Here is a 24,024-nt window from a genome sequence, read left to right as displayed (position 1 = left end):
CCTTATTGTACAGTTTGGAATAAAATATATTGCCCCGGTTCGATCACTTCAGGCAATTGCCCCGCGTGCTCGCCGTATAAAGAATAGTTTCCACTTATTTCGAACTGCGCCATTACGTATGCCAAATCTTGCTGAGCTTCCGAGAAGTTCAGCAGCAGCACCACGGACTCACTTTCGTTATGACGCCGAATCATATAACATTCCGATCCTTGCATGTACTTCAATTCGAGCTTGCCCGATTGCAGCACAGGATCAGTTACTTTACGTGTAATCCATGTACGGTATTCACTGAACAATGCCGCTGCATGAGGCTCCTCAAGACGATCCCATGGCATGCTGCCACGACAGCCCGGGTCGTTCTCGCCGATCATACCCAGCTCGTCCCCATAATAAACAGTTGGATTGCCCGGGAACACATACTGAATCGCCATAAGCTGCAGCAGCTTGCTTGTGTCCTCTTTGCAGCGAGTCAATATACGTTCCGTATCATGACTTCCGAGCAAATTGAACATTTGATGAAGCTCCGCGTGAGAATATCGGTTAGCCAATCTAACTAGTCTTGCATGGAATTGTTCCAGCGTGATGCTGCGATCCAGCACATAGTCGAACAGAATAGTTCTTAGATCGTAGTTCATGGCGCTGTCGACTCCGCCCCACATCATGAGCCGCTTGGCATCGTCCCATATTTCTGCAATAATGATAGCGTTGGGATTTAATCTCTTAACAAAGGACTTCAGCTCCCGCAAAAAGCTGATTTCCACCTCATCTGCGACATCGATTCTCCAGCCATCAATACCCGTTTCTTTCTGCCAAAAGGAGACGATATGGTAAATGTACTGCTGTACTGCTGGGTTCGATGTCCGCAGCTTGGGCATCCACTGATAATACCCTACCGAATCGTAATCGTTTTCACTCCGCTCCACAGGGTAACGGTTCACATAGAACCAGTCGCTGTACTCCGATGCTTCGCCTTTCTGAACTACGTCCTGAAAGTATGGATGATAGAATCCGCAATGATTGAACACTAAATCTAAAACTACCTTGATATCCCGTTCGTGACATTTGGTGACCAGTTCCTTCAAATCCGTGATCGTCCCAAACGAAGGATCAATCTCGAAATAGCTGGTAGTATCGTATTTGTGATTAGAAGTAGCTGCAAAAATCGGATTCAAGTACAGCGCATTGATGCCAAGCTCGCTTAAATAATCCAACCGCTGAATAATCCCTTGAAGATCACCTCCAACATAATTGTCACGGGTTGGTACACTTCCCCACGGCTCTGTGTTAGCTGGGTCATTATTCTGATCTCCATTCCAGAAGCGTTCCGGGAAAATCTGATACCATACTCGGTTAGTGATCCAATCCGGAGAGCCTACAATATCGCGATCCCCCGCATAAGAGTAAGAGTAGCTCCCTTTGTTGGACCCGTTTGACTTATGAAGCCCCTCAGCATTTAGCCAGTACGACTCCCCCTTCATCTCAAATTCAAATGTATATTGAAGGTAACGGATACGTGACTCCATCCCTGTCAATATCGTACGGTAAAACTTGTAGTTGTCCGACTCTGCCCAGAGGGTCATTGGTTGATCGTGAACCCCGTATTGCTCGGTTTTGTATTTGTTCCAATACAATAGACGAACCGAGTCTGCCTCAGCCGGTAACCTTAGTCGTACTTCAAGCTCATTCAGTGACACTAATGTGGCATCTACCACAGGATCATGATACAAATTAGTCATCATCTAGTTTTCCCTCTTCATTCAGTATGGTATGTTTAATTTCCGATTCTCGTTTGAATGGAGATAGACTTGGGCACGCTTGGTTCTTTATTCATTAACGAGAACAGCATTTTCGCCGCTTGTTTCCCCATCATCTCCAAATCAATATCCACAAAATGAACCGGATGCGTCATATACTTGGACAGGGGGAAGTTATCAAACGTAGCCAGCGCCAGTTCTGACAACATCGGATTTCCTCGCTCCCAATCCAATATTTCAAAGAGTTGTTCATGTGTGCAACAGATCAGCGCGTCTGGATGCGCTATGCCCGAGATTTCGGATTTCACCGACCCTTCAGAAAAGTTAAACGTTTTCAACACATCTCCATGCTGTATGACCGAAATATCCAGTTGATTCCGCGTCATCGTTTCCGTATATCCCTTCAGACGATCAGCCAGGAACTTATCCCTTTTAACCGCTTCGCCACCGGCATAAATCATAATGTTCCGGCACCCCAGTTCAATCAGATGCTCCGTTAAAATTTGCCCCGCCTGAACATTATCAATGTCTACCCATGGCACTCCTCCTTTCGGCAGCATATTCTCCCCAGTCACTACATAGGGCATCTTATGTTTGACCAGCAAGTCATAATTTCGTTCCGTAAGCAGCGTATTCGGAATAATCAGCCCGTCAACCCGATGCTGGCTCACCACTTTTTCAAAAGTAGACTTGCTTTTCTTGTTGACATGGTCACTCATCATCAGAAACATGTGGTCATTGTTGTATACAATCTCTTCGATCCCCTGCAGCACCTTGTAGAAAAAAGGATTGGCATAGGCACGCTTATCGGTGTAGTCAGAGTAAAAACCAACCGTAAAGGTCTTATTGAAAGCAAGCCCGCGTGCGATGGAATTGGGAACGTAGTTCTGCTGCTTCATGATAGCTTCGACTTTCTCCCTCGTCTTCTCGGAAATTTTGCTATTCCCATTAATGACCCGGGATACCGTCGCTTTGTTCACACCCGCCAGATCGGCGATCTGTTGAATCGTAATTTTGGACATCTTTGATTTCTCTCCTTATAATGCAACCGGTTGCATTATCATTATATAAAACGCTTCCTTTTTTTGCAACAAGGATTATTGGGTCATTCAAAATCATTGTGCCGTAACCGAATCAAACAAATTTTAAAATACGCAAAAAAAGGGAAGTATAATAATAGAAAAATGCAGGAAGCCAAAACATTAGGAGGAAATCATGGGCCGACTAGTTCATTTCGAAATTCATGTAGATGACATGGAACGTGCTAAGAAGTTTTATGGCGAGGTATTTGGGTGGACATTTGAGGATTGGAGCGATTACGCCGGAATGCCTTATTGGGGAGCTGTGACAGGCGATGCAAATGAACTCGGAATCAACGGGGCTTTGATGCAGCGTCAAGGTGCTTCCCCACAGCCCGGCCAGGCTATGAATGGTTATGCATGTACTATGGGAGTGGCGGACTACGATTCTACGGAAACAAAAATTCTTAATCTTGGAGGCAAGCTCGCATTACCGAAGCATGCACTGCCCGGAATGGCGTGGCAAGGGTATTACATTGACACAGAAGGAAATGTTTTCGGTATTCATCAGCCAGATAAGCATGCAAAATAGAGATACAATCGCTACGGCGTGATGGTTCTCAGGCTGTTTGCGTCGGTAATGTGTGGTGCAATTTGTTCACCCTTTGATAGTGAAATCCAAAGAGGACTAACCCGATGGCGCTTGTAATCACTTCTGTAATGGTCATGGACCAGATTACGCCCTTTAAGCCAAAGATTACATGTAAAGCAACAATGACGGGGATAAAAAGAATCCCTTGGCAAATAGCCATAATGTTGGTTGGAATTCCCTCGCCGGAGGCTTTGAAGATTCCCGTAAATAGACCTGTAAACCCATTAAAAAGAGCGGAAACCAGCATAGCGACCAAAATCGTTGTGCCAACACTGAGTACGGACGGATCATTTGAGAACAGCCGGATTACCGTTCCTCTGAACAGGTAAACCAAAGTAGTGAAAACTACGGAAATACCGCCAATATAGAGTGCTGCTTGCCGATATACATTTTTGAGTCGGAGCATATTTTTGCTGGAGAAATTGTAGGCAATCAGGGGAATAACCCCCATAAAGATTCCCATAGACAAAAACTCAGGGAACTGAACGATGCGCAGCGCTACCCCAAAACTGGCCACCACATCGTCCCCGTATTCCATCGAGAAATTGTTCAGCAGCAGGGTCGAGACGATCAAAAACGAGGTTTGCAGCAGCTCGGATACGCCAATTTTGAAAACCTCAAGCTGTTCATCAAAATTGATTTTCATAAATCTCAAAAATCCCGTCAGATGTTCGCTTTTCTTTTCCAGATACCAGATGTAATAAAGCGATGAGCCAACATTGGCTAAAACCATGGACAAAGCCGCCCCAAACACATGCCAATTCAAAATCAAGATAAACAGCACATCGAAAATGATGCTCAACACAATGCTGATGATCATACCGTACATTGACTCTTTGGAAGCTCCCTCCGATCGAACCAGCTGCTCAAGCGTAAAATTCATTATGATCGCCACGCCGCCAGCCAACAAAGTCATGGAATACTGCTTCGTATAATCAAAGGTAGCCAGGTCTGCTCCCAGCAGATGGATAAGGGGCGTAATACTAAGGATGGTAACAACTGCTATCACCAGACTGACCACAATACTCCCGTAAAAAGAATACCCGGCGACTCTTCTGGCCCTTTCCTCTTCACCTACGGCAATTAGCCTCGTAATAAATGTCCCGCCGCCGACACCGAACATATTTCCGAAAGCCATGAGCACCGTAAAAATCGGTAAGCCCAGCGTAATCGCACTAAACATGGACGTATCGTGGACAAGTCCGATAAAGAAAGCATTAATCAGGTTGTAGATTGTTCCGGCCGACATCCCGAGCATCATCGGAATCGAAAGGTGCGCAATCGCCTTGCGTATCGGGGCTTTTTCAAGATAATACGTGTTAGTTTGTGTGGTTTCCATAGGAACCCTCCTTAATTAGATGTATAATAGTTATAATTCTAACTTTATGAGCATGGTTAGGTGTGTTAATGTTAGATATCTAACTATTTGCTCAGCAATAGCTTAAGCCATTGCCTTGTTTTCCAAACTCGCTACTCGCTTATAAATGTTGATTGATCTTCACCAATAGCTTCATTAACGTTTGTTTTTCTTCCTCCGTCAGGCTCAGGACAATTTCCTCCTCAACCTGCCCAAACATCCGGTCAAAATCTTGAATCAACTGCTCGCCTTTGGGAAGGACATAAATGTTCTTCTGACGCTCGTTATCGGCTGGGATCTTCCTCTCGATATACCCGTTTTTCTCCAGACCCTTCAGCATACTCGTAATCGTGGCATTGCGGCGATCAAAAATTTCCGCTAAGTCCTTTTGAATCAGTCCCTGATCCTGATGCTCATGAATGTAGCCGATAACCCGACCTTGCTGTGCATTCAGACCAAGCTCATTGATTTTCTCGTCCGCTTTGCGCTTGATTTTGAGCCCAATCGTCTGAAACATGTCCGAATACGGCGTGTCTTTTCTGATCATCTATTCAGAATGCCTCCTTTCGGGATTGATATTAATTAAACAGTTAGAGTTCTAATTATTTGTGATCTAAATTTAACTCTGTTTTGGGATATTGTCAAGATTCTTTGATAGTAAAAAAAGACACCTCAAAGGTGTCTTTTACTTGGAATCCTCGCTCTAATTAGTTCTTCTCCTGATTAGGACTTGTATTCGTTAAAATCGGCAGCATTTTCTCGACTTTCACCATAAAGGAATTGCATTGGGCACACACCGGTTGGGCCGAAAAAACGAAGTTATCCCTCATCCATCCATTGCACTTTTCATTGGTGCATGACCAAATCGTTGTCATTTCCTCTGGGAGATCGGTTATTGGTCTTTTGCGCGAATAGTACAAGCAGCATCCCTCTTTTCTCACCCTGGAATATATATCGAAAAAAAGCCCCAACTCTAAGTTTGGGGCTGTGCGACAGCAGTCTTACAATTTAACAACATTCTCGGCCTGTGGACCGCGATTGCCTTGTACTATGTTAAATTCGACGCGTTGACCTTCGTCCAACGATTTAAAACCGTCGCTAACAATTGCACTAAAGTGCACAAATACGTCATTCCCGCCTTCAACCTCGATGAAGCCAAACCCTTTTTCTGCATTAAACCATTTCACTGTTCCTGTTTCCATAATCAATTACCTCCACAAATTTTATTTACATGACTTTAAAGTTCCCAAAAAAAATCACATATTGCACAAGGTTATGCAATTAAAATCATAACCCTCTACAATATGTGATCTCAGGTCGAATTCCAATCAACTAACTATAACACATCTGAAGCGGATGTGCAAGTCTCCCTTTATTTTTGCCTGCATACCAACGTTTTGCTGATACCCCGCCATTTGAAATGTATAACTCTACAGCATAATTAGTATACGCCTTTAATATTGTCATTTTTACACGCATATTCTAAAGCCGCCGGACTCATCTCATTATTCTCTGATTTTATGGGCATATTTTGCACACTAAGCATCGCGGCTACCGTTTTTAGGCCGGGGTACGTATGATCGTCAACACCAATGCGATCTCCAGGTTTGCAAAGACTGGCCAGTATGGCGGCGATCGCATTTTGTCCCCCGTTTGCAAACAAAATGTGATCAACGGTCGTTTCAAACCTGCCTCTTCGGATCAGCTTTACAGCGGCATCCTTATGCCAAAGGCTTTCGCCGGCTCGACCATAGCCGAACCATTTTTCATAATCTGTCTCCTGCAGCATACTTTCCAATTGAAGCAGCAGGGGCTCGTAAGAGGCATTGTCCGGCAGCGTGGCTCCCATTTCAATTAAGTGACTCGGCTTTGTATCCTCAAGTAAAAATCATACATTGCCATTAAACATCGCCATTAAAAAACTATTAAGTGTATTTAGTGCATCTATTTTCGAGCTAATTGCGGATATAAATATTTTAATTGTAAAACCTACATCTAAAATGGGTGAATTGGGCTTGGCAGGGCTATTTCGCCCCTTTTAACTGTACTTTGTGCAACTAAATGCTCAAGGCTTCCATAGTGACGGTATTTAGCTGTACAAAATACAACTAGTAGTAAGCCAGCCCTCTTTTAATATTCGTATTCATCATCCTCATCGAACAAGCCACCATATTGATCAGGGGCCTCTCCTTTTGAATCAAGTAGAACCGGCAGTATCGCTACTTCCAGGTCCTCATCCTCCAGGTATTGGACGATAAATCTCCACTCATCACCGTAGTCGAATAAGAGCAGCATTTTTTGTTTGGGTGAATGGAACACCTTCCTAACTTCAGCTTTTTTCACACCGGGGAACTTCAACTTTTCTCCCATATCGGCAAAAAGCTCATATCCTTCCTCCGACCGGCTCCAGTTTTTCAGGTTGTCATAAAATCCGAACGAATGATCCAGGTCAAAGTCAAACACAGAAAGCGCAAATGCCGCCAGATCATACAAACTCGCGTTATCATTAACTGCAATTATGCGGGACGGCATGCCCCGAACAGCTCCATCCCAGTCCGTTAAAGTAATCTTAAATTTTTTTGCCATAAGTCCAGCCCCCATGCCGATCCATTGTTATTATTGTTGCTTCTTACCGCTGCCACTTTACACTACAGCATTCCGTCCAGTGGAGGGACACAACACCAACACCAACAAAGAAGGGTGTTTTCACCCCTAGCGTATCAAACGAATCGGGGCTTGGCCAACAAAAATATTGAAAAAAGAAATCAACCGATCATTTTTGCGGCATATCCGAAAAATGAAGACACCGATACGAAATCTGGAACGTTCCCCCATGAATAGAACATAAGTAAAATAAGATCAGGTAATGAAAGTGCTTACAAATTTAGATTAGAACAGCATGGAGGTCATAGGAGATGGATATGCAACCGTCAACACAGCCCACAGTCGGACTGCAGACAGAAACACCGCCCTCTGCAAGGCGGAGATGGCTAAAGAAACTTTACTCGCAGAGACATATTCAAATTATGGCACTGCTTGGTGTCGCGTGGATGATTATTTTCAACTATATTCCGATGTACGGCGTCATTATCGCGTTCAAAGACTATGACATTATCAGGACGATTGCCCAAGCCCCTTGGGCTGGACTGGAACACTTTAAGGAATTTCTGGCGGATGAAAATTTCGGCTATGTCATGAAGAATACGCTCGGCATCAGCTTGCTGAAGTTGCTGACCTTTCCGCTACCCATTATCTTCGCCCTCTTTTTGAACGAGGTGCGATCCCTGCGGTACAAGAAGGCGATCCAGACCATTTCGTACCTGCCTCACTTCCTATCCTGGGTTGTGCTCGGCGGAATTCTCGCTACCTGGCTGTCGGATGTGGGTATCATTAACGATATATTTATGGCGCTGCATATCATCGATAAACCGATTTCCTTTCTGGCCGATCCAAAATATTTCTGGACCATTGTCATCACTTCGGATATTTGGAAGGAACTCGGCTGGTCCGCCATCATCTACCTGGCGGCCATTACGAGCATTTCGCCCGAAATGTATGAGGCGGCAACCATTGACGGGGCTGGACGATTCCAGCAGATGTGGTATATCACCCTTCCGGCAATCAAAGCCACGATCAGCATTCTGTTTATTCTGGCGGTCAGCGGCGTGTTGAACTCCAACTTTGACCAGATCCTGGTGCTGCGCAACTCACTGAATGACAGCGCTAGTAACGTTATCGATTACTACGTCTACTATACGGGGATTTCCTCCGGCCGTTACTCGTACTCAGCGGCGATCGGATTGTTCAAGTCCGTGATTGCGCTCATATTACTGCTGATTGCGAACCAGGTATCCAAAAAACTCAACGACACTTCGTTGTTTTAGGCAAGGGGGACCCACACATGTTTTCAATAAGCCGCAGAACGAAAGGCGAAGTCGTCTTCGATACGGTTAACAATTTGGTCATGCTTCTAGTCTGCTTCTTAACACTGTACCCGATCTGGTATGTGCTCATCAACGCCTTCAACGACGGCAAGGACGCGATGCTCGGCGGCATTTACTGGTGGCCGCGGATATTCAGCCTAGAGAACTTTAAAGCGGTATTCGACAATCCTGGCATCATGACCGCGATGGGGCTTACCGTCGCCAAAACGGTCATCGGCGTGGTGGGGCATGTCTTTTTCACGGCGATGGTTGCCTACGCTTTCTCCCGTAGAGAGCTGATCGCAGGAAAGTTCTACATTATCCTGGGAACGATCACGATGATCTTCTCCGGGGGGCTCATTCCAACCTTCCTGCTAATCCGTGATTTGCAAATGCTCGATAAATTTATTGTCTATATTATTCCGGTCCTGTTCAGCTTTTTCGACCTCATCATCTTTATGACCTTCTTCCGGGATATTCCCGATGGACTGGAGGAGGCGGCCCGAATTGACGGAGCTAACGACTGGACGGTTTTTCTGAGAGTGGTGCTTCCGGTATCGATGCCTGTCCTTGCGACGATCGCTTTGTTCCACGGGGTATATCAATGGAATGATTACTTCACGGGGATTATTTACGTCAATAACGAGAACCTGCAGCCGATTCAGACCTTCCTTTACCGGGTGGTGGCTCAGTCCAGTTCCAATATTATGACCACAGCCGTGCAGGGCAGCGCAGTCACCAAAACGGTAACCTCGCAATCGATCAAGCTGGCGACGATGGTAGTTACGACACTGCCGATCGTATTCGCTTACCCGTTCCTGCAGCGTTATTTTGTCAAAGGGATGATGATCGGCTCCATCAAGGGTTAAACGGGTAGCGCTAAGCTGGCATCACTTGCTTGCAGTAACTCCTCCGGGCCGCTTTACAGCGGCTTTGGAGTTGCACATATTAAATTCATACAAATTGAGAAAAGGGGTAAAAAGCATGGGAGTAAAAAGTAAGACTAAAAAAATGATGATGCTTCTGATGGCCGTCATCATGGTTCTGTCTCTGGCTGCTTGCGGCGGCAATGGCAATAAGGAAAAAGCTAGTAATACCGCTGCCAACACAAATGCAGAAAAGACAAACAAGACGGCAAAGGCTCCATCGGCAGACGAACCGGGATGGAAGTCCGACACGTCCCCAATCACGTTTGACTGGTATCTGAACTTTGCTTGGTTCCCAAATAAATGGGGCGTTGACCCGACCTCCCAATACGTAACCAAGAAGACTGGCGTCAATGTCAACTTCATCGTTCCTGCCGGCAACGAGAACGAGAAGCTCAATACGCTGATCGCTTCCGGCAAACTGCCCGATTTCATTACACTCGGCTGGTATGAAGATGGCGTGAAGAAAATGATCGAAGGTGGCCTCGTACTGCCTCTGAACAAGCTGGCTGAAGAATATGACCCGTACTTCTTCAAAATATCCGACCCTGACAAACTGGGCTGGTATACGCAGCCTGACGGCAATGTGTACGGGTATCCGAACTCTTCTTCGTCTCCGAAGGACTATGAAAAATACGGAGATACTTATGTATCCAACCAAACGTTCGTCGTACGCAAGGATATCTATGAGGCCATCGGCAAACCTGACATGCGTACACCAGAAGGCTTCCTGGCCGCTCTGAAGGCTGCCAAGGAAAAATTCCCTGAAATCGACGGCCAGCCGATGATTCCGCTCGGTCTGCATGAGTTTACAGCAACCGGCAATGATTCCCTGGAAGGCTATCTGCAAAACTTTCTGGCTATCCCAAGACAAAAAGACGGCAAGCTATACAACCGCGAAACGGATCCGGAATATGTAACCTGGTTGAAGACGCTGCGCCAAGCGAATCAAGATGGCTTGCTGGCGAAGGATATCTTTATCGACAAACGCGCGCAAATGGAAGAGAAAATCGCACAAGGACGTTACTTCGCGATGCTGTACCAGCGCACAGACTTTGCAGCTCAACTCGGAACCTTATACCAACAAGATCCGAAAAAAATTTACATCGCGGTTGACGGTCCGGCGAACTCCAAACTGGATCCGCCTAAGCTGAACGGTCCTTCCATTTCCGGCTGGACAGTGACCCTGATCTCCAAGGATGTTAAAGACAAAGCACGCGCGATTAAATTCCTGAGCTACCTGATGAGTGAAGAAGGACAAAAAGACCTTTATCTTGGAGAGAAAGGCGTCAGCTATGATACAATTGACGGTAAAGATCAGTTCCTTCCGGAAGCCTTTGATCTCATGAATAAAGACCGTACCGCATTTGATAAAAAATATGGCTCTTCCTTCACCTTCTGGATGATGCAGGATACCAACATCACTCAAAAGTGGGCACCTAAATCGGTTGAGCCTTACAAGCAATTGGAGGACTGGACTCGCGGAAAAGCGGTGAGTGTCTCTGAATTTGACCTGCTCGATCCGCTGGCCAACTCAGAGGAAGGCATCATCCTTAGCAAAATCAAGGATTTGCGCAGCAAGACACTGCCTAAGCTGCTGATGGCTCCATCGGACGCTGAATTCGATAAGATCTGGACCGATTATATCAAGAAACAAGAAGACCTGGGCCTTGCAAAAGTGCAAGCGTTCCAACAAACGAAATACGAAGAGAACAAAAAGAAACTTGGCTTGAAGTAATAGCCTTGCCTAAATTGCCCGCTAACTGCGGGCTTTTGGGCTTTTCATAAAAAGGAGTCTATCGGCTTATGCAGAAAGACCAGTGCTGGGCAGCATGGTGGGATTCTTTCAAGTATTGGTTTGGGCGCCGCTCGCTTCAGAGCCGCCTGATCGCTTCCTACATTTTTATCATTTTGGGACCGAGTTCGATCGTGTCCTTTTATTCATATGAAGCTATTAATAACATGTATGTGCGCGATGCTGAAGACAAGAATGCCTCTTTGCTGGAAATGGAACAGCAGCATATCGAAACCCAGATTGAATCGATGGTTCGGGCGGTACAAGTCGCCTATGATGATATTGATGTGAGAGATTATCTGGCCAATACCAGCGAGCCTGACACCGAGAAACTGGTGGACTTCAACAACAACAGCTTTAAAAATTTGACCCGGATTCAATATTACAACCCGAATGTGGCGCATCTTCGCCTGTTCTCCAGCAGCAATGTTACTGAAATCTGGCCGATCTTCTTCCGGGAAAACCGTGTTAAAGATGAGCCGTGGTACCAAAAGGCGGAGCAGATGAAGGGCATGGAGTCCTGGTCTTTCCTGTACAATGACCCGGATGTGATCAAACGATTCAGGGGCCAAATCCCGGCGCCTACGCCCAAGGTGTCCCTGCTTCGCGAAATGAGTATCCCGGCCAATCATCATGTCGGTATGGTTCAAGTAGACATGCTGCTGGATAAATTCAGCCCGAGAACCTACACGATTGCTCAGGACGGCGAATCGCAAATGCTGCTTGCAGACAGTGAAGCACAGATCTTTACCCGGGAGGAGAACTCTTTTTTTAGGGCGAACCCGGAATTGGAAAAGGTGATCAAGGAGCGCCTTCAGCGCTATAAAGAAACGGGAGACTGGGATATTCATTACATGGAGAACGGAAAATCATTTCTTCTGCTGCATAAGCCGATTGAGCGGATCAATGCGGATCTGCTAAGTATCGTCTCTATGGACAGCGTTCTTAAGGAAATTTCACGTACTCGCAATATGCTGATTGGAGCTAATATCGGATTTGTTACGCTTGTTGCGGTTATTGCTTACATATCAAATGCGTTTATACTGAAAAATCTTCGCTTACTGACGGAAGAGATGAAGAAGGTGCGACGCGGAGAGGCTTACAGCAGAATTGCGATCCGCGGCGGAGGCGAGGTCGGAGAGCTGGCCCATCACTTCTCCAAGCTGATGAATACCATCAATACGCTGGTGGCACAGGCTGTACACAAGGAAGCTCTCAAGAAAGAAGCGGAATTGCGCACGCTTCACAACCAAATCGATGCGCATTTTCTGTATAATACATTGGAAAATATCAAAATGCTGGCCGAAATCGAAAATCAAAGACAAATTTCCGATGCGCTGACTTCCCTCGGGGGAATGATGAGATACAACTTCAAATGGTCCGGGGAATATGTGAAGCTGCACGATGAAATTCGGCATATCGAAAATTATGTAGAGATCATGAATATTCGTTTTGATGAGCCTATTGAGTTGCAACTTGATATTCCAACCGATGCTCTCGAAATGGAAGTGCTAAAGATGTCGCTTCAACCGATTGTCGAGAATGCGGTAAAGCATGCCTGGACCGGAGAAGAAACGGGGCTGCGGAGCATTTCAATTCAGGTTCAGGAATTGCAGCAGAATGTTGTGCAAATGGTGGTGTCGGATAATGGAAAAGGGATTGACGAAGCAGCTCTGCTTGCACTGAACCTGGAACTGGAAAAGGTGGGCCTGTCAGATCAGGTTCCCCGTGGTTTTGCACCGGAGTCGAGCCAACACGGCATAGGACTTCGCAATGTTCAGGAGCGCATTCGGCTTTACTATGGAAAGGAATACGGCTTGAAAATATTCAGCCAGCAAGGACAGTATACCCGAGTGGTCGTGAGATTGCCCAAGGTGCTGTTAACAGGGAGGGTTGGCTTGGATGATAAAGCTATTGATCGTGGATGATGAGAAAAATATTCGTTTTGGTCTGAAAACCATGATTGAACGAGAATTCCCGGACCAGTACGAATTGTTCACGGCCGCTCAAGGAGCCGAGGCGCTCAATCTGTATAGGGCCCAAGGCGCTGACATTATCATTACGGATATCCGTATGCCCGTGATGGACGGTATTGCCCTGATTGAAAATGTCTCGACGGAACCGCCCCCTCCCTTGCAGAGCGGGCAGCCGCTGATCATCATCTTAAGCGGATATGAGGATTTTCAATATGCACAGGCTGCAATTCGTTACCAGGCCGTCGACTATCTGCTTAAACCGATCCGTAGAGATGAACTGTTTGCTGCGCTGCGCAAATGCCTGGACAATCTGGCGAAGCAATCCCAGATGGCCGAGCAATTGGCCGTGACGGAGAGTTACCGGCGGCAGGTCCAATCGGCGCGTCTGCAGGAGTTCCTGTTGCAGCAGGATTTCACGGAGGAAGAAATCAGGAGATGGAGCGCTGAAATTGATTTCAACCAATATGTACTACCTTTTTCTGTCGCTGTACTGAATTATAAATATGAGGACGGCAGCCGCATGAAGAAGGAGGAATTCATGTCGCTCGCTCAGCACATGTTTGAAAGTGTGGACGGCGTGCTTAGCGCTTCCTTGCTGGATCGGGAGGGGCGAGTGGTGCTTGTCGGGGGACCGCAAAGAAAGTTTGCGGAAATGTCGCTCCTGGCGGCGGAACGAGAGCTTGACGGGATGTTAATCGGCGTTAGTGAAGAGGGAAGACGGCTGGAGGATCTGGTAGAAGGCTACCGCCAGGCCTGCGAATCGCTGAAGTATAACTTTATTTATCCGAAAACTCGATTGATCTGTTACCAAGAAATGCATATGAAACGGCTGTCTTACCCCATCCCGAAAGAAAAAATCCGCAAGCTCGGCAATATCCTGGGCACGAACCGGGAAAAGGAGATCGGGCCGCTGCTGCAAGAGATTTTTCGGATTGAACAGTTGCCCGAAATCGATATCTCGTATCTGAAGGCGGTTAGCCAGCATATCAATGAACAGGTGCTGGATGAAGTGTTCCGGGTCTACGGAGAAGCCTCCGTGGAAGTGCTTAAGCTTTCTCACAAAGTGGGGGATATGTCGAATTTCCGCCATTTTCATGATTATTTCAGATCGCTGGAGCAGTTGTTGATGGATCTCAATGAGTATATTCAAGAAATCCGTTCCGCTCACAGTGAGCATGGGGATATGAAAGAAGCGATAGCGTACATCGAGAACCATTACCATCGTCCGCTTAATATGGCAATGGTAAGCAACCATGTATCCCTCAATTATTCCTATTTCAGCGAAGCGTTCAAGGCTTATACTGGTGAGAGCTTCGTAACCTACCTGAAAAAAGTGAGAATTCGCAAGGCAAAGGAATTGATCGGAAAAGGAACGCTCAAATTGTCGGAAATTAGCGCCGCGGTCGGATTTGAGAATACCCGTCATTTTTCCCGGGTGTTCAAAGAGCTGGAAGGCGTGTCTCCGCAGGAGTATCGAGATAAGCTGTTTGCTGGTAGCAGACGGTCTGCAGGCTCCGATAATTAGACTTAATTATTAAGAAAGGAATAGACCGTCCTTGATAATAAAGGTAACGGTCTATTCCGTTTATAAAAGGAAGATGGCTTCAAATCTAGCTTCCTCGCGAAGTGTCGACATGATGAAGCTAAGTTGAGATAGATTCCCGAGAAGCACCCGCTCCAAATATGGTACTCTTCCGAAACGCCATTCTTCTACCAACTTAGGAGTGATTTTTCCAAACGTCAAGAATACACTATCGGACTGACAAAACCTTCTCAAATGGAACTCATCAAAAATAAATTCTATCACAACAACGCCATCCCACGCTGGTAAACGACTCCGTCGGTCTCGAGGGGAGTCGAACCCCTGTCCGAAGGCAAAACTAGATAGCGTATCCCACTGTACTTGAGGCCCTCCCGGCATCAACCTCTCTTATATGAAAGTATTCGCTGATACATCGCACTATCCTTCAGCTTAAGGAAATGGGACATTGCCGGATAAAGGTTGGCTTCAATAATGGAGACATGCCCTTGCTGATCTGTTGCAATGTCCAGGCCATAAATACGGTGCTCGGGAAAAAAAGCCATTAATCTCTTAGCCGAAAGAATTGAAACTCGATTAATTTTGGATTCCAAAGCGGAAACAGACAGGTGCTTAATGGATGACCTCTGAATACCCGACTCAAACCTAAGCAATTGACCCTTACTTCGGGTATTATTGGAAACGATGTAACCCTTGCCCGCAACCTTGACCACCTTTCCCGTGACTACCCACCCGGCTGATTTTCTTTTCCGCTGAACGATGACTCTCATATCAAAGGGACATTCGTTTATGGTCGGGCGCGTAATTCTCCGTTGAACCATATAATCGGCAGACCCGATTTTGTTTCTAATATAACGATAGATATTCTTTCTGCCCCGTATCACTGTTTTTACGTTCTCGTAGTGTATGGCATACTTGTCACTATCCAAATGTGAGACTTGAATGACACCCCGGCCGCGGCTCCCCCACACCGGTTTAACAATGACATGCCGGTATTTTCTCAAAAGAGTCCAGAAGGCTTGCGGGCTCATCCTCTGCGTTTCAGGTAAGTAAGGAGCTAGAGGAGCATATTTTTTCAAAAATAAATATTTTAACCATTTATTTTTTGTCACCGATCCCATGGGACTCCGCCTTTCTCATGTTCACTTAAATGCTGCTCAGATAGTTTTCAAGCAATTCCAAAAACACCTCGATATCCTTGGACGTGATGTCCCCGATATTGGCAATCCGGAACGTCTTTAGCCCCTCCAGTTTGCCAGGATAAATCATAATGCCTTTGCTGTAGAAATAATCATGCATGGATTGGAAATCATAACCACCATGGGGTTCATGAATGGAAGTAATGATCTTGGAGTGATGCTCTTCGGGGACGAGATAGGTTAATCCCAGCCTTTTTAGACCGCTGATCAAAGTTTTCCAGGATGCCTTGTATCTTTCGTAACGTTGTGCCATACCTTCCTGCTTTAATTCCTGGATGGCTTGCCTAAGCGCGTACAAAGTCTGTACTGGCGGTGTAAACCGCATTTGCGCATTTTCAGCAAAATACTGATATTGGGCGTACAAATTCAAATAATAATTCCTTGGTTTCTTGTCCTTCAAATGGTCCAATTTGCTTTTTTCTGCGATCACGAACGAAACCCCAGGCATTCCCTGCAAATTCTTATTGGAACTCGATGCCAGAAACGAAATGTTCATTTCTTTCATTTGAACCGGAATGGCGGCAAATGAACTCATCGCATCCACCATCATGTCGATATGATATTTTTTGCATAATAAGCCAATATCCTTCACCCTGTTCAGAAGACCGGTTGTTGTCTCATGATGTACCACAGCAAGATGAGAAATCATACGGTCGGAGGATTGGATGCACTTCTCTAACGCATCCATATTAATAGCATCATCAAGGGGACTCCTGAATTCCAAATAATCGATTCCGTAAACCTCGGCGATCTCGCACATCCGTTTTCCATAAGCGCCATTATTGACAATGATCATGGCTTCGTTGCCCGGGACGGAACTAATCATGGATTCAACGGCTGCAGTGCCAGATCCGCCAAACAATACGGTCTGATAATGGTCCGGTTCCGCAACCAATCGGGTGAGCTCCGTGGAAATATGCTCCATGATTTCGCCAAACTCGGCTTCGCGGGGGCATATATCCGGAACGACCTGGGACCATTTCACACTTTCTGTAGTCGTTACCGGACCTGGAGTCAGCAAAATGTTTCTCTTTACGGCAGAACTCATGAGCCATCCACTTCCTTGATCTTTATAGGACCGTTCTGGATAAACCGCTTTAGACGTTCTTTTACTTCGTGAGGTTTTATGCGCGGGCGGGCGAGCTGCGCCTTGGACTGCTTGGATATTTTTATATACAGGAAAGTAAGCCCTTTAGTCTCTTTCCATTCATGCAAACAGGCTCTCAGTTCTTCGAGGTTGTGGACATGGATCGACTTCGTATAACCACAGGAAGCGGCGATGTTCACGAAATCAACATTATGGGATACCGTGCTTTGTCCGCCTGTCGATTCGTGAGCGTTATTATCGAGAAGAATATGAATCATATTGCCCGGACTGTAATATCCATTTGTCGCCAGGCTTCCCATGCGCATCAATAAAGAACCGTCTCCGTCGATCACGACAATATTCTTGCCAGGCTGACTCAAGGCGAGCCCAAGCCCGAAAGAACCGATGCACCCCATAGAGCCAACCATATACAGATTGTTGCTGGCATCTTCAATTTCATATAATTCCCGTCCTGTTTTGCCTGTGGTGGCAAGCTGTACCGTATCCCTGTCTTTCACCGAATTGATTACAGCTAATGCCTCATACCGCGTAGGTGTCTGATTGTTTTTATGGGCATGCCGTATGGTCTGGTTTGAATGAATGGAGTTTTGTTGCTTTTTCAAAGGCTCCGTGTCAAAGGTCCCTTTCTTGACAACAAAGAAGAATGGTCGATTCCGGGCAATTTGCTCATTGGCCTGAATCAGTTGCACTTTGGCCTCCTCCAAATCTTTGGAGAGATACTGCCACTCCACGTCCATCAATTCCAGCAGCTGCGTCGTGACCTTGCCCATAAGCTCATGTTGAGGCTCGTCAGGAACACCCGGCTCTCCGCGAAGGCTGACAAATCCAAGCAGCGGAATACGAAAGGGGTAGATAAGGGATGATAGCGGCGAAACAGCGTTGGTTAGCCCTGAATTTTGCATAAGTACAACCGATTTCCGCCCTCCTATATAAGCAGCGGAGGCGATAGCAACCGCATCCCCTTCGTTGGCCGCGGCAACGTAATCGTATTCGTTGATGGCATAATTGATTAAATTTTTCAGGTAGGAGCACGGTACACCGCTGAAAAAGGTAAATCCTAATTTCCGGAGCTCTTCTCCGAACATCCTCGTGTCCATTATATCCCCTGATTCGTGCCGGAGTGCGACGCCGGAAGATATTGTTGTTCCGCAGCTTCCAGCTCTTCTGCCCCTTGGAGCCTGAAAACTTCTTCCATTGTTGCAACATTCTTTTCGATATGGATAAGGCTCTCCTCCTGATAAATTCTGCGGGATACTTGTTTCATGACTTCAATGGATGATCTCAAGTTATGGTTGGCCCAAATCACAAGGCTAACCCCCAACTCCCGAAACTTGACGGTTGGAGTCAAATAATACTTCGTCGGCACGATGACTACGGGCAATCTTCCCGCCCATTCCTTCATGAAAGCCTCAATCTCCATAATATCCGGCCGTTTGCTGTGTATGAGCACCGCATCGGCACCTGCCTTCCGGTATGCCTCCGCCCGCCGTAGCGCCTCGTCGAGCCCTCTCCCCGTAATAAATGCCTCTACTCTGGCTACAATCAAAAAATCATCGTCGGTTTGCGTATCTTTCATCGCCTTGATTTTGCCGCAAAATTCTTCGATATCAGCCATCGGCTGTAATTGGCCGTTTATGAAAGAGTTCATTTTCGGAAATTGCTTATCCTCAATACATACCCCTGCAATATCCCGCTGCTCCAGCTTTTTGACCAGGCGTCTTGCATTATTGAAGTTGCCGTATCCTGTATCCCCATCCAGCAGAATCGGGATGGACGTTGCGTCGCTCATGAATTCCAGGACATCCAGGACCTGGGTCCATGAGGCTTCGTTACTATCCCTTACTCCCATCGCTGCAGAGATCGATAACCCGCTGGCCCAAATCCCCTTAAAACCTGCCTCCTCAACAATTTTGGCAGACAGTCCATTATGGGCTTCCATAATAAACCCAAGCTTTTCGGAGTTGATGAGGTTTCTAAGCTCCTTTGTTTTTTTCATTGAAACTCTCTCCTTCCCATTAAAATAATCAATATGGAGCTTATATCCCAATGGATCGTTTGTTTGCCATAATGGTCCTGATCATTGTGCGATCGGAGAGTTGAGTAAACAACATATGACCCGGATGTGAATTCGCTTCAATGATCCAAATATGGCCGTCCTTGCCTATGGCAAGATCAACCCCTAATTCATGAATCGAATGCCAGTGATTAACCGTTTTGGCGATGTTAATGGATAATTTTTCTATCTTTTGATAATAGGCGTTCACTTTGGCTTGGTTGTTCTGGAAAAGACTTAAGAGGACCCTTCGCAAAGGTTCTGCATGCCCCCCTTTATGATAATTGGTCACAAACTTATGAGGTGCGGCAACACGGGCGGCCATACCCGCAATCATCCAATCATTTTTTGGCTTCTGCAGGTATACACGTATATCAAAGATCACCCCATGATACTTCTCTAATTGCAGGCCTTTCTGCACCAAATAGCGATGCTTTGATTTCCGGTATGAATGAATCGCTTTTAGGACTGAAGCAGGTCCAGCAGTTTTCCGACTTGAGCCGCACTGAACCTCATATCCCCTTCTTAGTCTCCTGACACGGATGATTCCATTACCACCGCTCCCATGATTAGGTTTTATAAAGAGGGACGAATGGGTTTTCAGCATCCTTAAGGTCCTTGAATTCGTCATCCAGTGAGTTTCAGGCAAATGTGGGCGTAAGACAGGGTTCTGCAACATTTCCTCGTACTTTTTCATTTTCCCAATTGTCATTGATATCTCCCTCTCCCGCTGGGTTTCAGATATACAGAGCATATTCACCAAACTTCCTTGCGGTATAGACTAAATACCAATGAACGAAAAATTAAAATGAGTGCTGGCAGAGGTGAACACTATCTCAATCACATATACGCATTTGAGGAATTGGCCGAAATGATTACGGAACATTGCGTACCTATTTGATCATCTGAAGATGCAAAAAAGCGACCAGTCACGGTCGCTTTGAACAGACAGTACTGCATCACCTATTTGATTGGAATATATATATCCAGCCCACTGGTGGAATGGCCCATTTTAAACTCGTAGCTCTCAATGGAATCCAGTTCAGCGACCTCATAGCCTGATTCAGGCAACCAAACTCCATATATATATTGATAGATGTCTTTTTAGCTTATCATAACCTGGGTCGTGACTTTCGCTAAATTCGGGTTCAGATCCTTGTCCTCCGTCAAATCCAGTCGGGGATATCCGTCGATATCGAAATGGACCCGCCGAAATCCTGAAGAGCGGGAGCCTTCCAAGCCCGGTCTTGCATGATAGGCGTTCCAAATCAAACTGTCATCGTCGATCACATAGGAATTGTGTCCGGGGCCGAATTCACCCGGCACGCTGCGGGAAGTTAATAGCGGATAGTTCAATTTATTCCAGTTAGCTGGATTCAACAAATCCGCGCCTCGTTCCGCCGTGAGCAATCCCACCACATACGTGGCGTCGATCAAGGCACTGGCGAAGGTTAAGTACAGCTTGTCGTCCCGTATCAGGGCATATGGCCCTTCATCCACGAAGGTATGGTTATTGGCCCATCCATATTCCGGCTTGGAGATCACGACCGGATCCGTAACCAGCCTCCAGGGCTCCATAGGATCGATCTTGGCGATGTAAAGCCAGGCACCCAGATCCTCAGGCAGAAACTCCCGTTGCGACCAAACCGCATAGTAGACTCCATCGTCCCACTCGATTACTGTCATGTCGAGCGAAATGGTTTTTCCTGCTTCGCATAAATCCGAGCCGTCTTTTTTTACGACGCGCATGGGTTCTGACCAATCGGCCGCTGCCATGGGATTCCCGCCTTCCCGCAGTTTCATGACATGGGATTCTTCATAGTAAAACTCACTGGATGTCGCTCCATGAAACAGATAGAGAGAGCCTTCAATAACGTGAAATTCCGGGGCCCACAGTAATCCCTTGATATGGACATATGTATCCGAATCCAGGATCAAGGCTTCCTCCGCATCAACCAAGGCGGGGATGTTGTCCGCTTCCCTCATGTACAAGGTATGATTGTTATCCGCATCATTTGTAGCGATAAAATAATATTTTCCGCTCCACTTCGTCACACAAGGATCCGCGCGGTGGATCGCAATCGGGAACGCATAATGGTTTTGGCGAACGGTACCGTCGATGGGATAGGTACCCGGTTTGTTCCAGTTGACCCCCTCCGTATCCCAATCCACCGGCTTTAAAACCGTTGTCCCATCGCTGTACACCGCCGTGGCTTTAACCGACCTCAGATCGTCTACCGATGCGGCACGGATCTGGGCAGGAACTTTATTTTCAACGTTGACGGGCACCGTGAGCTTGAGGATCAGCCGACGCGCCACATTTGGCGTCAAGCGAATGATATTCCGCGGTACGATTCCTTCGATGTCCGCACTAACCGGCTCCAGCATGAACGGCTCCGATTTCTCGGGCACCGGAGTCCCGGCTGGGTGGAATAGATCCACGACCCGATTTTGATAATAGCTTCCTTCCTCGTCGCACCAGACGATGACATAAGCTTGCTCCTGCTCGTCATACCGGCACATAACGTCGTCTACATACGCATCAGGGTTAAGTTTAATAAGCCCGATTTCCTTATAATCCAATAGATCGGATGAGACAAACAGCAGAACGCAACCTTTGCTTTGTTCGTCCCGACTGCCGTCATGTTCGGTTCGTATCGCAACAACCCCGAAGGTGCCATCAGCCAAAGCGAAAAGAAACGGATTTTTCAAGCTCTGCGTTCAACGACCCACTATCGTTTTCAGTCGCCTTTGCGAACAGGACGCCCGAATTATGATTTAGTTCCTGAAAATGGTCCTCGTCATTCCGATAGGCTAGATGCATGCTATAAGCCAGTTTCGGGGCATAAATCAGTTCATCCTGCGGCAATCGTGTATAGCATAGAATATCTATCTCTTCTTTGTGCTCTTTGAACAAACTCACCGTATCCACTCCTCAAAAAAGTTCTATTGATCCATTTCATAAATTGATTTATTCTTCGAATGAATTGATTGATCTATCCCATATAAATAGGGGGCGGAAACATGACGAATATTTTCTATGTCGAATATGATGCGGCGCACAACGGAAACTTTATATTTGATATCCCCGAAGGCCATGATTGTTGGCTCTTGGTCATTACACAGACTCCCGCGCAATTCTGGGTCGACGGGGAACTGAAAGAATACCCGGCTCACAGCGCCGTGTTATATCATCCGCATCAAAAAATTTATTATCGGGCTTGCGGCGAACGATATATCAATGATTGGATCCGTTTTGAAACCGACGAATCCTACGTAACCGAAACCTCGCTTCCATTCGGCGTTCCTTTCTCTTTGGATGACCCGGATTACTGCTATAAGTTATTTCAACTGCTTGTCATAGAGAACTCATTCAATAACGACTACAGGGAGTCTTCCGTTGATTGCCTGCTTAGAACGTTGTTCAACAAACTTCTGGAATCTTACTTCCATGCCGAAATTACGCCCCAACACTATAACCTGTTAAAACTACGGGCAGCCATTCACAACGCCCCCGGCAACCCTTGGACCGTCCCCGGGATGGCGGAAATTGTCCGCATCAGCCCGGGCTATCTGCAGATGATCTACAAAAAAGCGTTCGGCATTTCCTGTATGGACGATGTCATCAACAGTCGAATTCACCTCGCCAAGGAATATCTGATTCATGGGACTCACACCGTTGCGGAAATCGCTTTTCGATGCGGATATCGCAATGTAGAGCATTTCTGCCGACAGTTCAAACAAGTGACAGGTTTTACGCCAAGGACATTTCACAAACATACCGGCAGTTCATTCGACAGTTCAGCCCCAAAACGGCAAGAGGCAAGCAATCGATAGATGAACGTTAGGCAGCGTTAGATTGTGGATCTCATCCCTTGATCCCCGTCATGGTAATTCCCTGAACAAAATATTTTTGCCCCACGAAGAAAAGCAGGAGTACGGGAATCACCGTGATCAAGGAAACGGCCATCAACATCTGAATTTGCGATGAGCCAAAGGAATTTTGAAAAAACTGCAAGCCGATGGCCAGGGTAAAGTTCTGGTCGCTGTTCAGATAGATTAACGGCGACATATAGTCGTTCCAATGAAACGTGACGGACATGAGGGCAACGGTGATCAAAGCGGGTTTGATGGCAGGCAGCAAGATTTTGTAATAGATCTGAAAAGCATTCGCCCCATCCATATATGCGGCCTCATCCAAATCCTTCGGAATCGTTCTGAAGAATTGCCGCAGCAGAAAAATGTTAAACGCACCGCCGCCAAAAAACGAAGGAACAATAAGCGGTTTCAGCGTATCCAGCCAACTCAGCTTTGTAAACAAAAGATATGTGGGAATTAGGGTGACTTGACTCGGAAGCATCATCGTAGCGAGCACGACGGTAAACAACAGGTTATTGTATCGCGACTTGAATCTGGCAAAGCCATACGCTACAAACGATGCGGAAAGTACCGTTCCCAGTGTGGCGAGCAGCGTTACGGTTAACGTATTCCATGTATACTGCGTAAAATCCGCATACTGCCACCCTTGAGTGAAGTTATCCAACGTGTATGTCTTCGGTAGCAGCTTCGGAGGCAAGGTGTAAGCCTCGGACGGGATTTTAAAAGCGGTGGAAAGCATCCATAAAAATGGGAAAACAAAGATGAAGGCCATAATACTCAATATGACATAACTCAGGCCGTGCCTGATCAAATCACCGGTTTGTTTACTCTTATAGTATGTGT

The 24,024-nt window shown here is 46.4% G+C and carries 24 protein-coding genes and 1 pseudogene; 7 read left to right on the top strand and 18 right to left on the bottom strand.

From position 1 onward, the window contains the following. Positions 1-2: 2 nt before the first annotated feature. Positions 3-1,739 carry a glycoside hydrolase family 13 protein gene (locus ACFQ3W_RS03380; RefSeq protein WP_379316616.1) on the bottom strand — a complete coding sequence of 579 codons (1,737 nt, stop codon included), beginning with the start codon at positions 1,737-1,739 and terminating at the stop codon, positions 3-5. 32 nt (positions 1,740-1,771) lie between these two features. Continuing rightward, entirely contained in the window at positions 1,772-2,776 is a 1,005-nt protein-coding gene (locus ACFQ3W_RS03375) for a LacI family DNA-binding transcriptional regulator (RefSeq protein ID WP_379316614.1), read from the bottom strand. A gap of 193 nt (positions 2,777-2,969) precedes the next feature. Between ACFQ3W_RS03375 and ACFQ3W_RS03370 the strand changes: the two genes are divergently transcribed. Further along, complete coding sequence (locus tag ACFQ3W_RS03370; RefSeq protein WP_379316612.1) at positions 2,970-3,365, top strand: VOC family protein; 396 nt, start codon at positions 2,970-2,972, stop codon at positions 3,363-3,365. A gap of 28 nt (positions 3,366-3,393) precedes the next feature. Here ACFQ3W_RS03370 and ACFQ3W_RS03365 read toward each other — a convergent pair whose 3' ends face one another. The 6 genes and pseudogenes from ACFQ3W_RS03365 to ACFQ3W_RS03340 form a co-directional block, all read right to left on the bottom strand. Beyond that, positions 3,394-4,764 carry an MATE family efflux transporter gene (locus ACFQ3W_RS03365; protein ID WP_379316610.1) on the bottom strand — a complete coding sequence of 457 codons (1,371 nt, stop codon included), beginning with the start codon at positions 4,762-4,764 and terminating at the stop codon, positions 3,394-3,396. A gap of 139 nt (positions 4,765-4,903) precedes the next feature. Further along, positions 4,904-5,329 (bottom strand): MarR family winged helix-turn-helix transcriptional regulator, encoded by a 426-nt coding sequence (locus ACFQ3W_RS03360; protein ID WP_379316608.1) that lies wholly within the window; start codon positions 5,327-5,329, stop codon positions 4,904-4,906. A 160-nt stretch (positions 5,330-5,489) separates the two neighbouring features. Then, a complete protein-coding gene (locus ACFQ3W_RS03355) occupies positions 5,490-5,723 on the bottom strand; it encodes a cold-shock protein (RefSeq protein ID WP_379316606.1) in 234 nt (77 codons plus the stop codon). Positions 5,724-5,783: 60 nt separating this feature from the next. Beyond that, positions 5,784-5,984 (bottom strand): cold-shock protein, encoded by a 201-nt coding sequence (locus tag ACFQ3W_RS03350; RefSeq protein WP_379316604.1) that lies wholly within the window; start codon positions 5,982-5,984, stop codon positions 5,784-5,786. A gap of 242 nt (positions 5,985-6,226) precedes the next feature. Beyond that, a pseudogene (locus ACFQ3W_RS03345) lies at positions 6,227-6,670 on the bottom strand (aminotransferase class I/II-fold pyridoxal phosphate-dependent enzyme); the annotation flags it as partial. Between the two features lie 242 nt (positions 6,671-6,912). Next, complete coding sequence (locus tag ACFQ3W_RS03340; protein ID WP_379316602.1) at positions 6,913-7,368, bottom strand: IS1096 element passenger TnpR family protein; 456 nt, start codon at positions 7,366-7,368, stop codon at positions 6,913-6,915. 329 nt (positions 7,369-7,697) lie between these two features. Between ACFQ3W_RS03340 and ACFQ3W_RS03335 the strand changes: the two genes are divergently transcribed. The 5 genes from ACFQ3W_RS03335 to ACFQ3W_RS03315 all read left to right on the top strand — a co-directional run bounded on the left by ACFQ3W_RS03335 (position 7,698) and on the right by ACFQ3W_RS03315 (position 14,927). After that, positions 7,698-8,666 carry an ABC transporter permease gene (locus ACFQ3W_RS03335; protein ID WP_379316600.1) on the top strand — a complete coding sequence of 323 codons (969 nt, stop codon included), beginning with the start codon at positions 7,698-7,700 and terminating at the stop codon, positions 8,664-8,666. A 17-nt stretch (positions 8,667-8,683) separates the two neighbouring features. Beyond that, entirely contained in the window at positions 8,684-9,574 is an 891-nt protein-coding gene (locus ACFQ3W_RS03330) for a carbohydrate ABC transporter permease (RefSeq protein ID WP_379316598.1), read from the top strand. A gap of 115 nt (positions 9,575-9,689) precedes the next feature. Further along, entirely contained in the window at positions 9,690-11,369 is a 1,680-nt protein-coding gene (locus ACFQ3W_RS03325) for an ABC transporter substrate-binding protein (RefSeq protein ID WP_379316596.1), read from the top strand. 68 nt (positions 11,370-11,437) lie between these two features. Beyond that, on the top strand, positions 11,438-13,354 hold the full coding sequence (locus ACFQ3W_RS03320; protein ID WP_379316594.1) for a cache domain-containing sensor histidine kinase: 1,917 nt from the start codon (positions 11,438-11,440) through the stop codon (positions 13,352-13,354). Continuing rightward, positions 13,329-14,927 (top strand): response regulator, encoded by a 1,599-nt coding sequence (locus ACFQ3W_RS03315; RefSeq protein WP_379316592.1) that lies wholly within the window; start codon positions 13,329-13,331, stop codon positions 14,925-14,927. Before ACFQ3W_RS03320 ends, ACFQ3W_RS03315 begins: the two co-directional genes overlap by 26 nt. A gap of 60 nt (positions 14,928-14,987) precedes the next feature. Here ACFQ3W_RS03315 and ACFQ3W_RS03310 read toward each other — a convergent pair whose 3' ends face one another. The 9 genes from ACFQ3W_RS03310 to ACFQ3W_RS03270 all read right to left on the bottom strand — a co-directional run bounded on the left by ACFQ3W_RS03310 (position 14,988) and on the right by ACFQ3W_RS03270 (position 22,225). Then, positions 14,988-15,146, bottom strand: a complete 159-nt coding sequence (locus tag ACFQ3W_RS03310; RefSeq protein ID WP_379316590.1) for a hypothetical protein — start codon at positions 15,144-15,146, stop codon at positions 14,988-14,990. A 176-nt stretch (positions 15,147-15,322) separates the two neighbouring features. Then, the gene (locus ACFQ3W_RS03305) at positions 15,323-16,063 is read right to left on the bottom strand and encodes a YheC/YheD family protein (RefSeq protein ID WP_379316588.1); all 741 of its coding nucleotides are present in this window, start codon (positions 16,061-16,063) and stop codon (positions 15,323-15,325) included. 25 nt (positions 16,064-16,088) lie between these two features. Next, positions 16,089-17,189 carry a 2-aminoethylphosphonate aminotransferase gene (locus tag ACFQ3W_RS03300; protein ID WP_379316586.1) on the bottom strand — a complete coding sequence of 367 codons (1,101 nt, stop codon included), beginning with the start codon at positions 17,187-17,189 and terminating at the stop codon, positions 16,089-16,091. Next, on the bottom strand, positions 17,186-18,346 hold the full coding sequence (aepY, locus tag ACFQ3W_RS03295) for a phosphonopyruvate decarboxylase (protein ID WP_379316584.1): 1,161 nt from the start codon (positions 18,344-18,346) through the stop codon (positions 17,186-17,188). The genes ACFQ3W_RS03300 and aepY overlap by 4 nt, the downstream gene beginning before the upstream one ends. Further along, the gene (gene aepX, locus ACFQ3W_RS03290) at positions 18,346-19,245 is read right to left on the bottom strand and encodes a phosphoenolpyruvate mutase (RefSeq protein WP_379316582.1); all 900 of its coding nucleotides are present in this window, start codon (positions 19,243-19,245) and stop codon (positions 18,346-18,348) included. Before aepX ends, aepY begins: the two co-directional genes overlap by 1 nt. Before the next feature lie 40 nt (positions 19,246-19,285). Beyond that, positions 19,286-20,014 (bottom strand): YheC/YheD family protein, encoded by a 729-nt coding sequence (locus tag ACFQ3W_RS03285; RefSeq protein WP_379316580.1) that lies wholly within the window; start codon positions 20,012-20,014, stop codon positions 19,286-19,288. A 251-nt stretch (positions 20,015-20,265) separates the two neighbouring features. Beyond that, positions 20,266-20,388, bottom strand: coding sequence for a hypothetical protein (locus ACFQ3W_RS03280; protein ID WP_379317197.1), 123 nt, complete (start codon positions 20,386-20,388; stop codon positions 20,266-20,268). 18 nt (positions 20,389-20,406) lie between these two features. Further along, on the bottom strand, positions 20,407-22,014 hold the full coding sequence (locus tag ACFQ3W_RS03275; protein ID WP_379316578.1) for a family 43 glycosylhydrolase: 1,608 nt from the start codon (positions 22,012-22,014) through the stop codon (positions 20,407-20,409). Next, the gene (locus ACFQ3W_RS03270) at positions 21,983-22,225 is read right to left on the bottom strand and encodes a hypothetical protein (protein WP_379316576.1); all 243 of its coding nucleotides are present in this window, start codon (positions 22,223-22,225) and stop codon (positions 21,983-21,985) included. The genes ACFQ3W_RS03275 and ACFQ3W_RS03270 overlap by 32 nt, the downstream gene beginning before the upstream one ends. Positions 22,226-22,326: 101 nt before the next feature. Between ACFQ3W_RS03270 and ACFQ3W_RS03265 the strand changes: the two genes are divergently transcribed. Then, positions 22,327-23,139: a helix-turn-helix transcriptional regulator gene (locus tag ACFQ3W_RS03265; protein ID WP_379316574.1), complete on the top strand. Its 813-nt coding sequence runs from the start codon at positions 22,327-22,329 to the stop codon at positions 23,137-23,139. A 31-nt stretch (positions 23,140-23,170) separates the two neighbouring features. On the opposite strand, the gene ACFQ3W_RS03260 is transcribed toward ACFQ3W_RS03265, so the two are convergent. Further along, on the bottom strand, positions 23,171-23,953 hold the full coding sequence (locus ACFQ3W_RS03260) for a carbohydrate ABC transporter permease (RefSeq protein WP_379316572.1): 783 nt from the start codon (positions 23,951-23,953) through the stop codon (positions 23,171-23,173). Positions 23,954-24,024 lie beyond the last annotated feature (71 nt).

This window comes from Paenibacillus puldeungensis, assembly GCF_042678945.1.
Taxonomy (GTDB): domain Bacteria; phylum Bacillota; class Bacilli; order Paenibacillales; family Paenibacillaceae; genus Fontibacillus; species Fontibacillus puldeungensis.
This window is presented reverse-complemented; position numbering and strand designations above follow the sequence as displayed.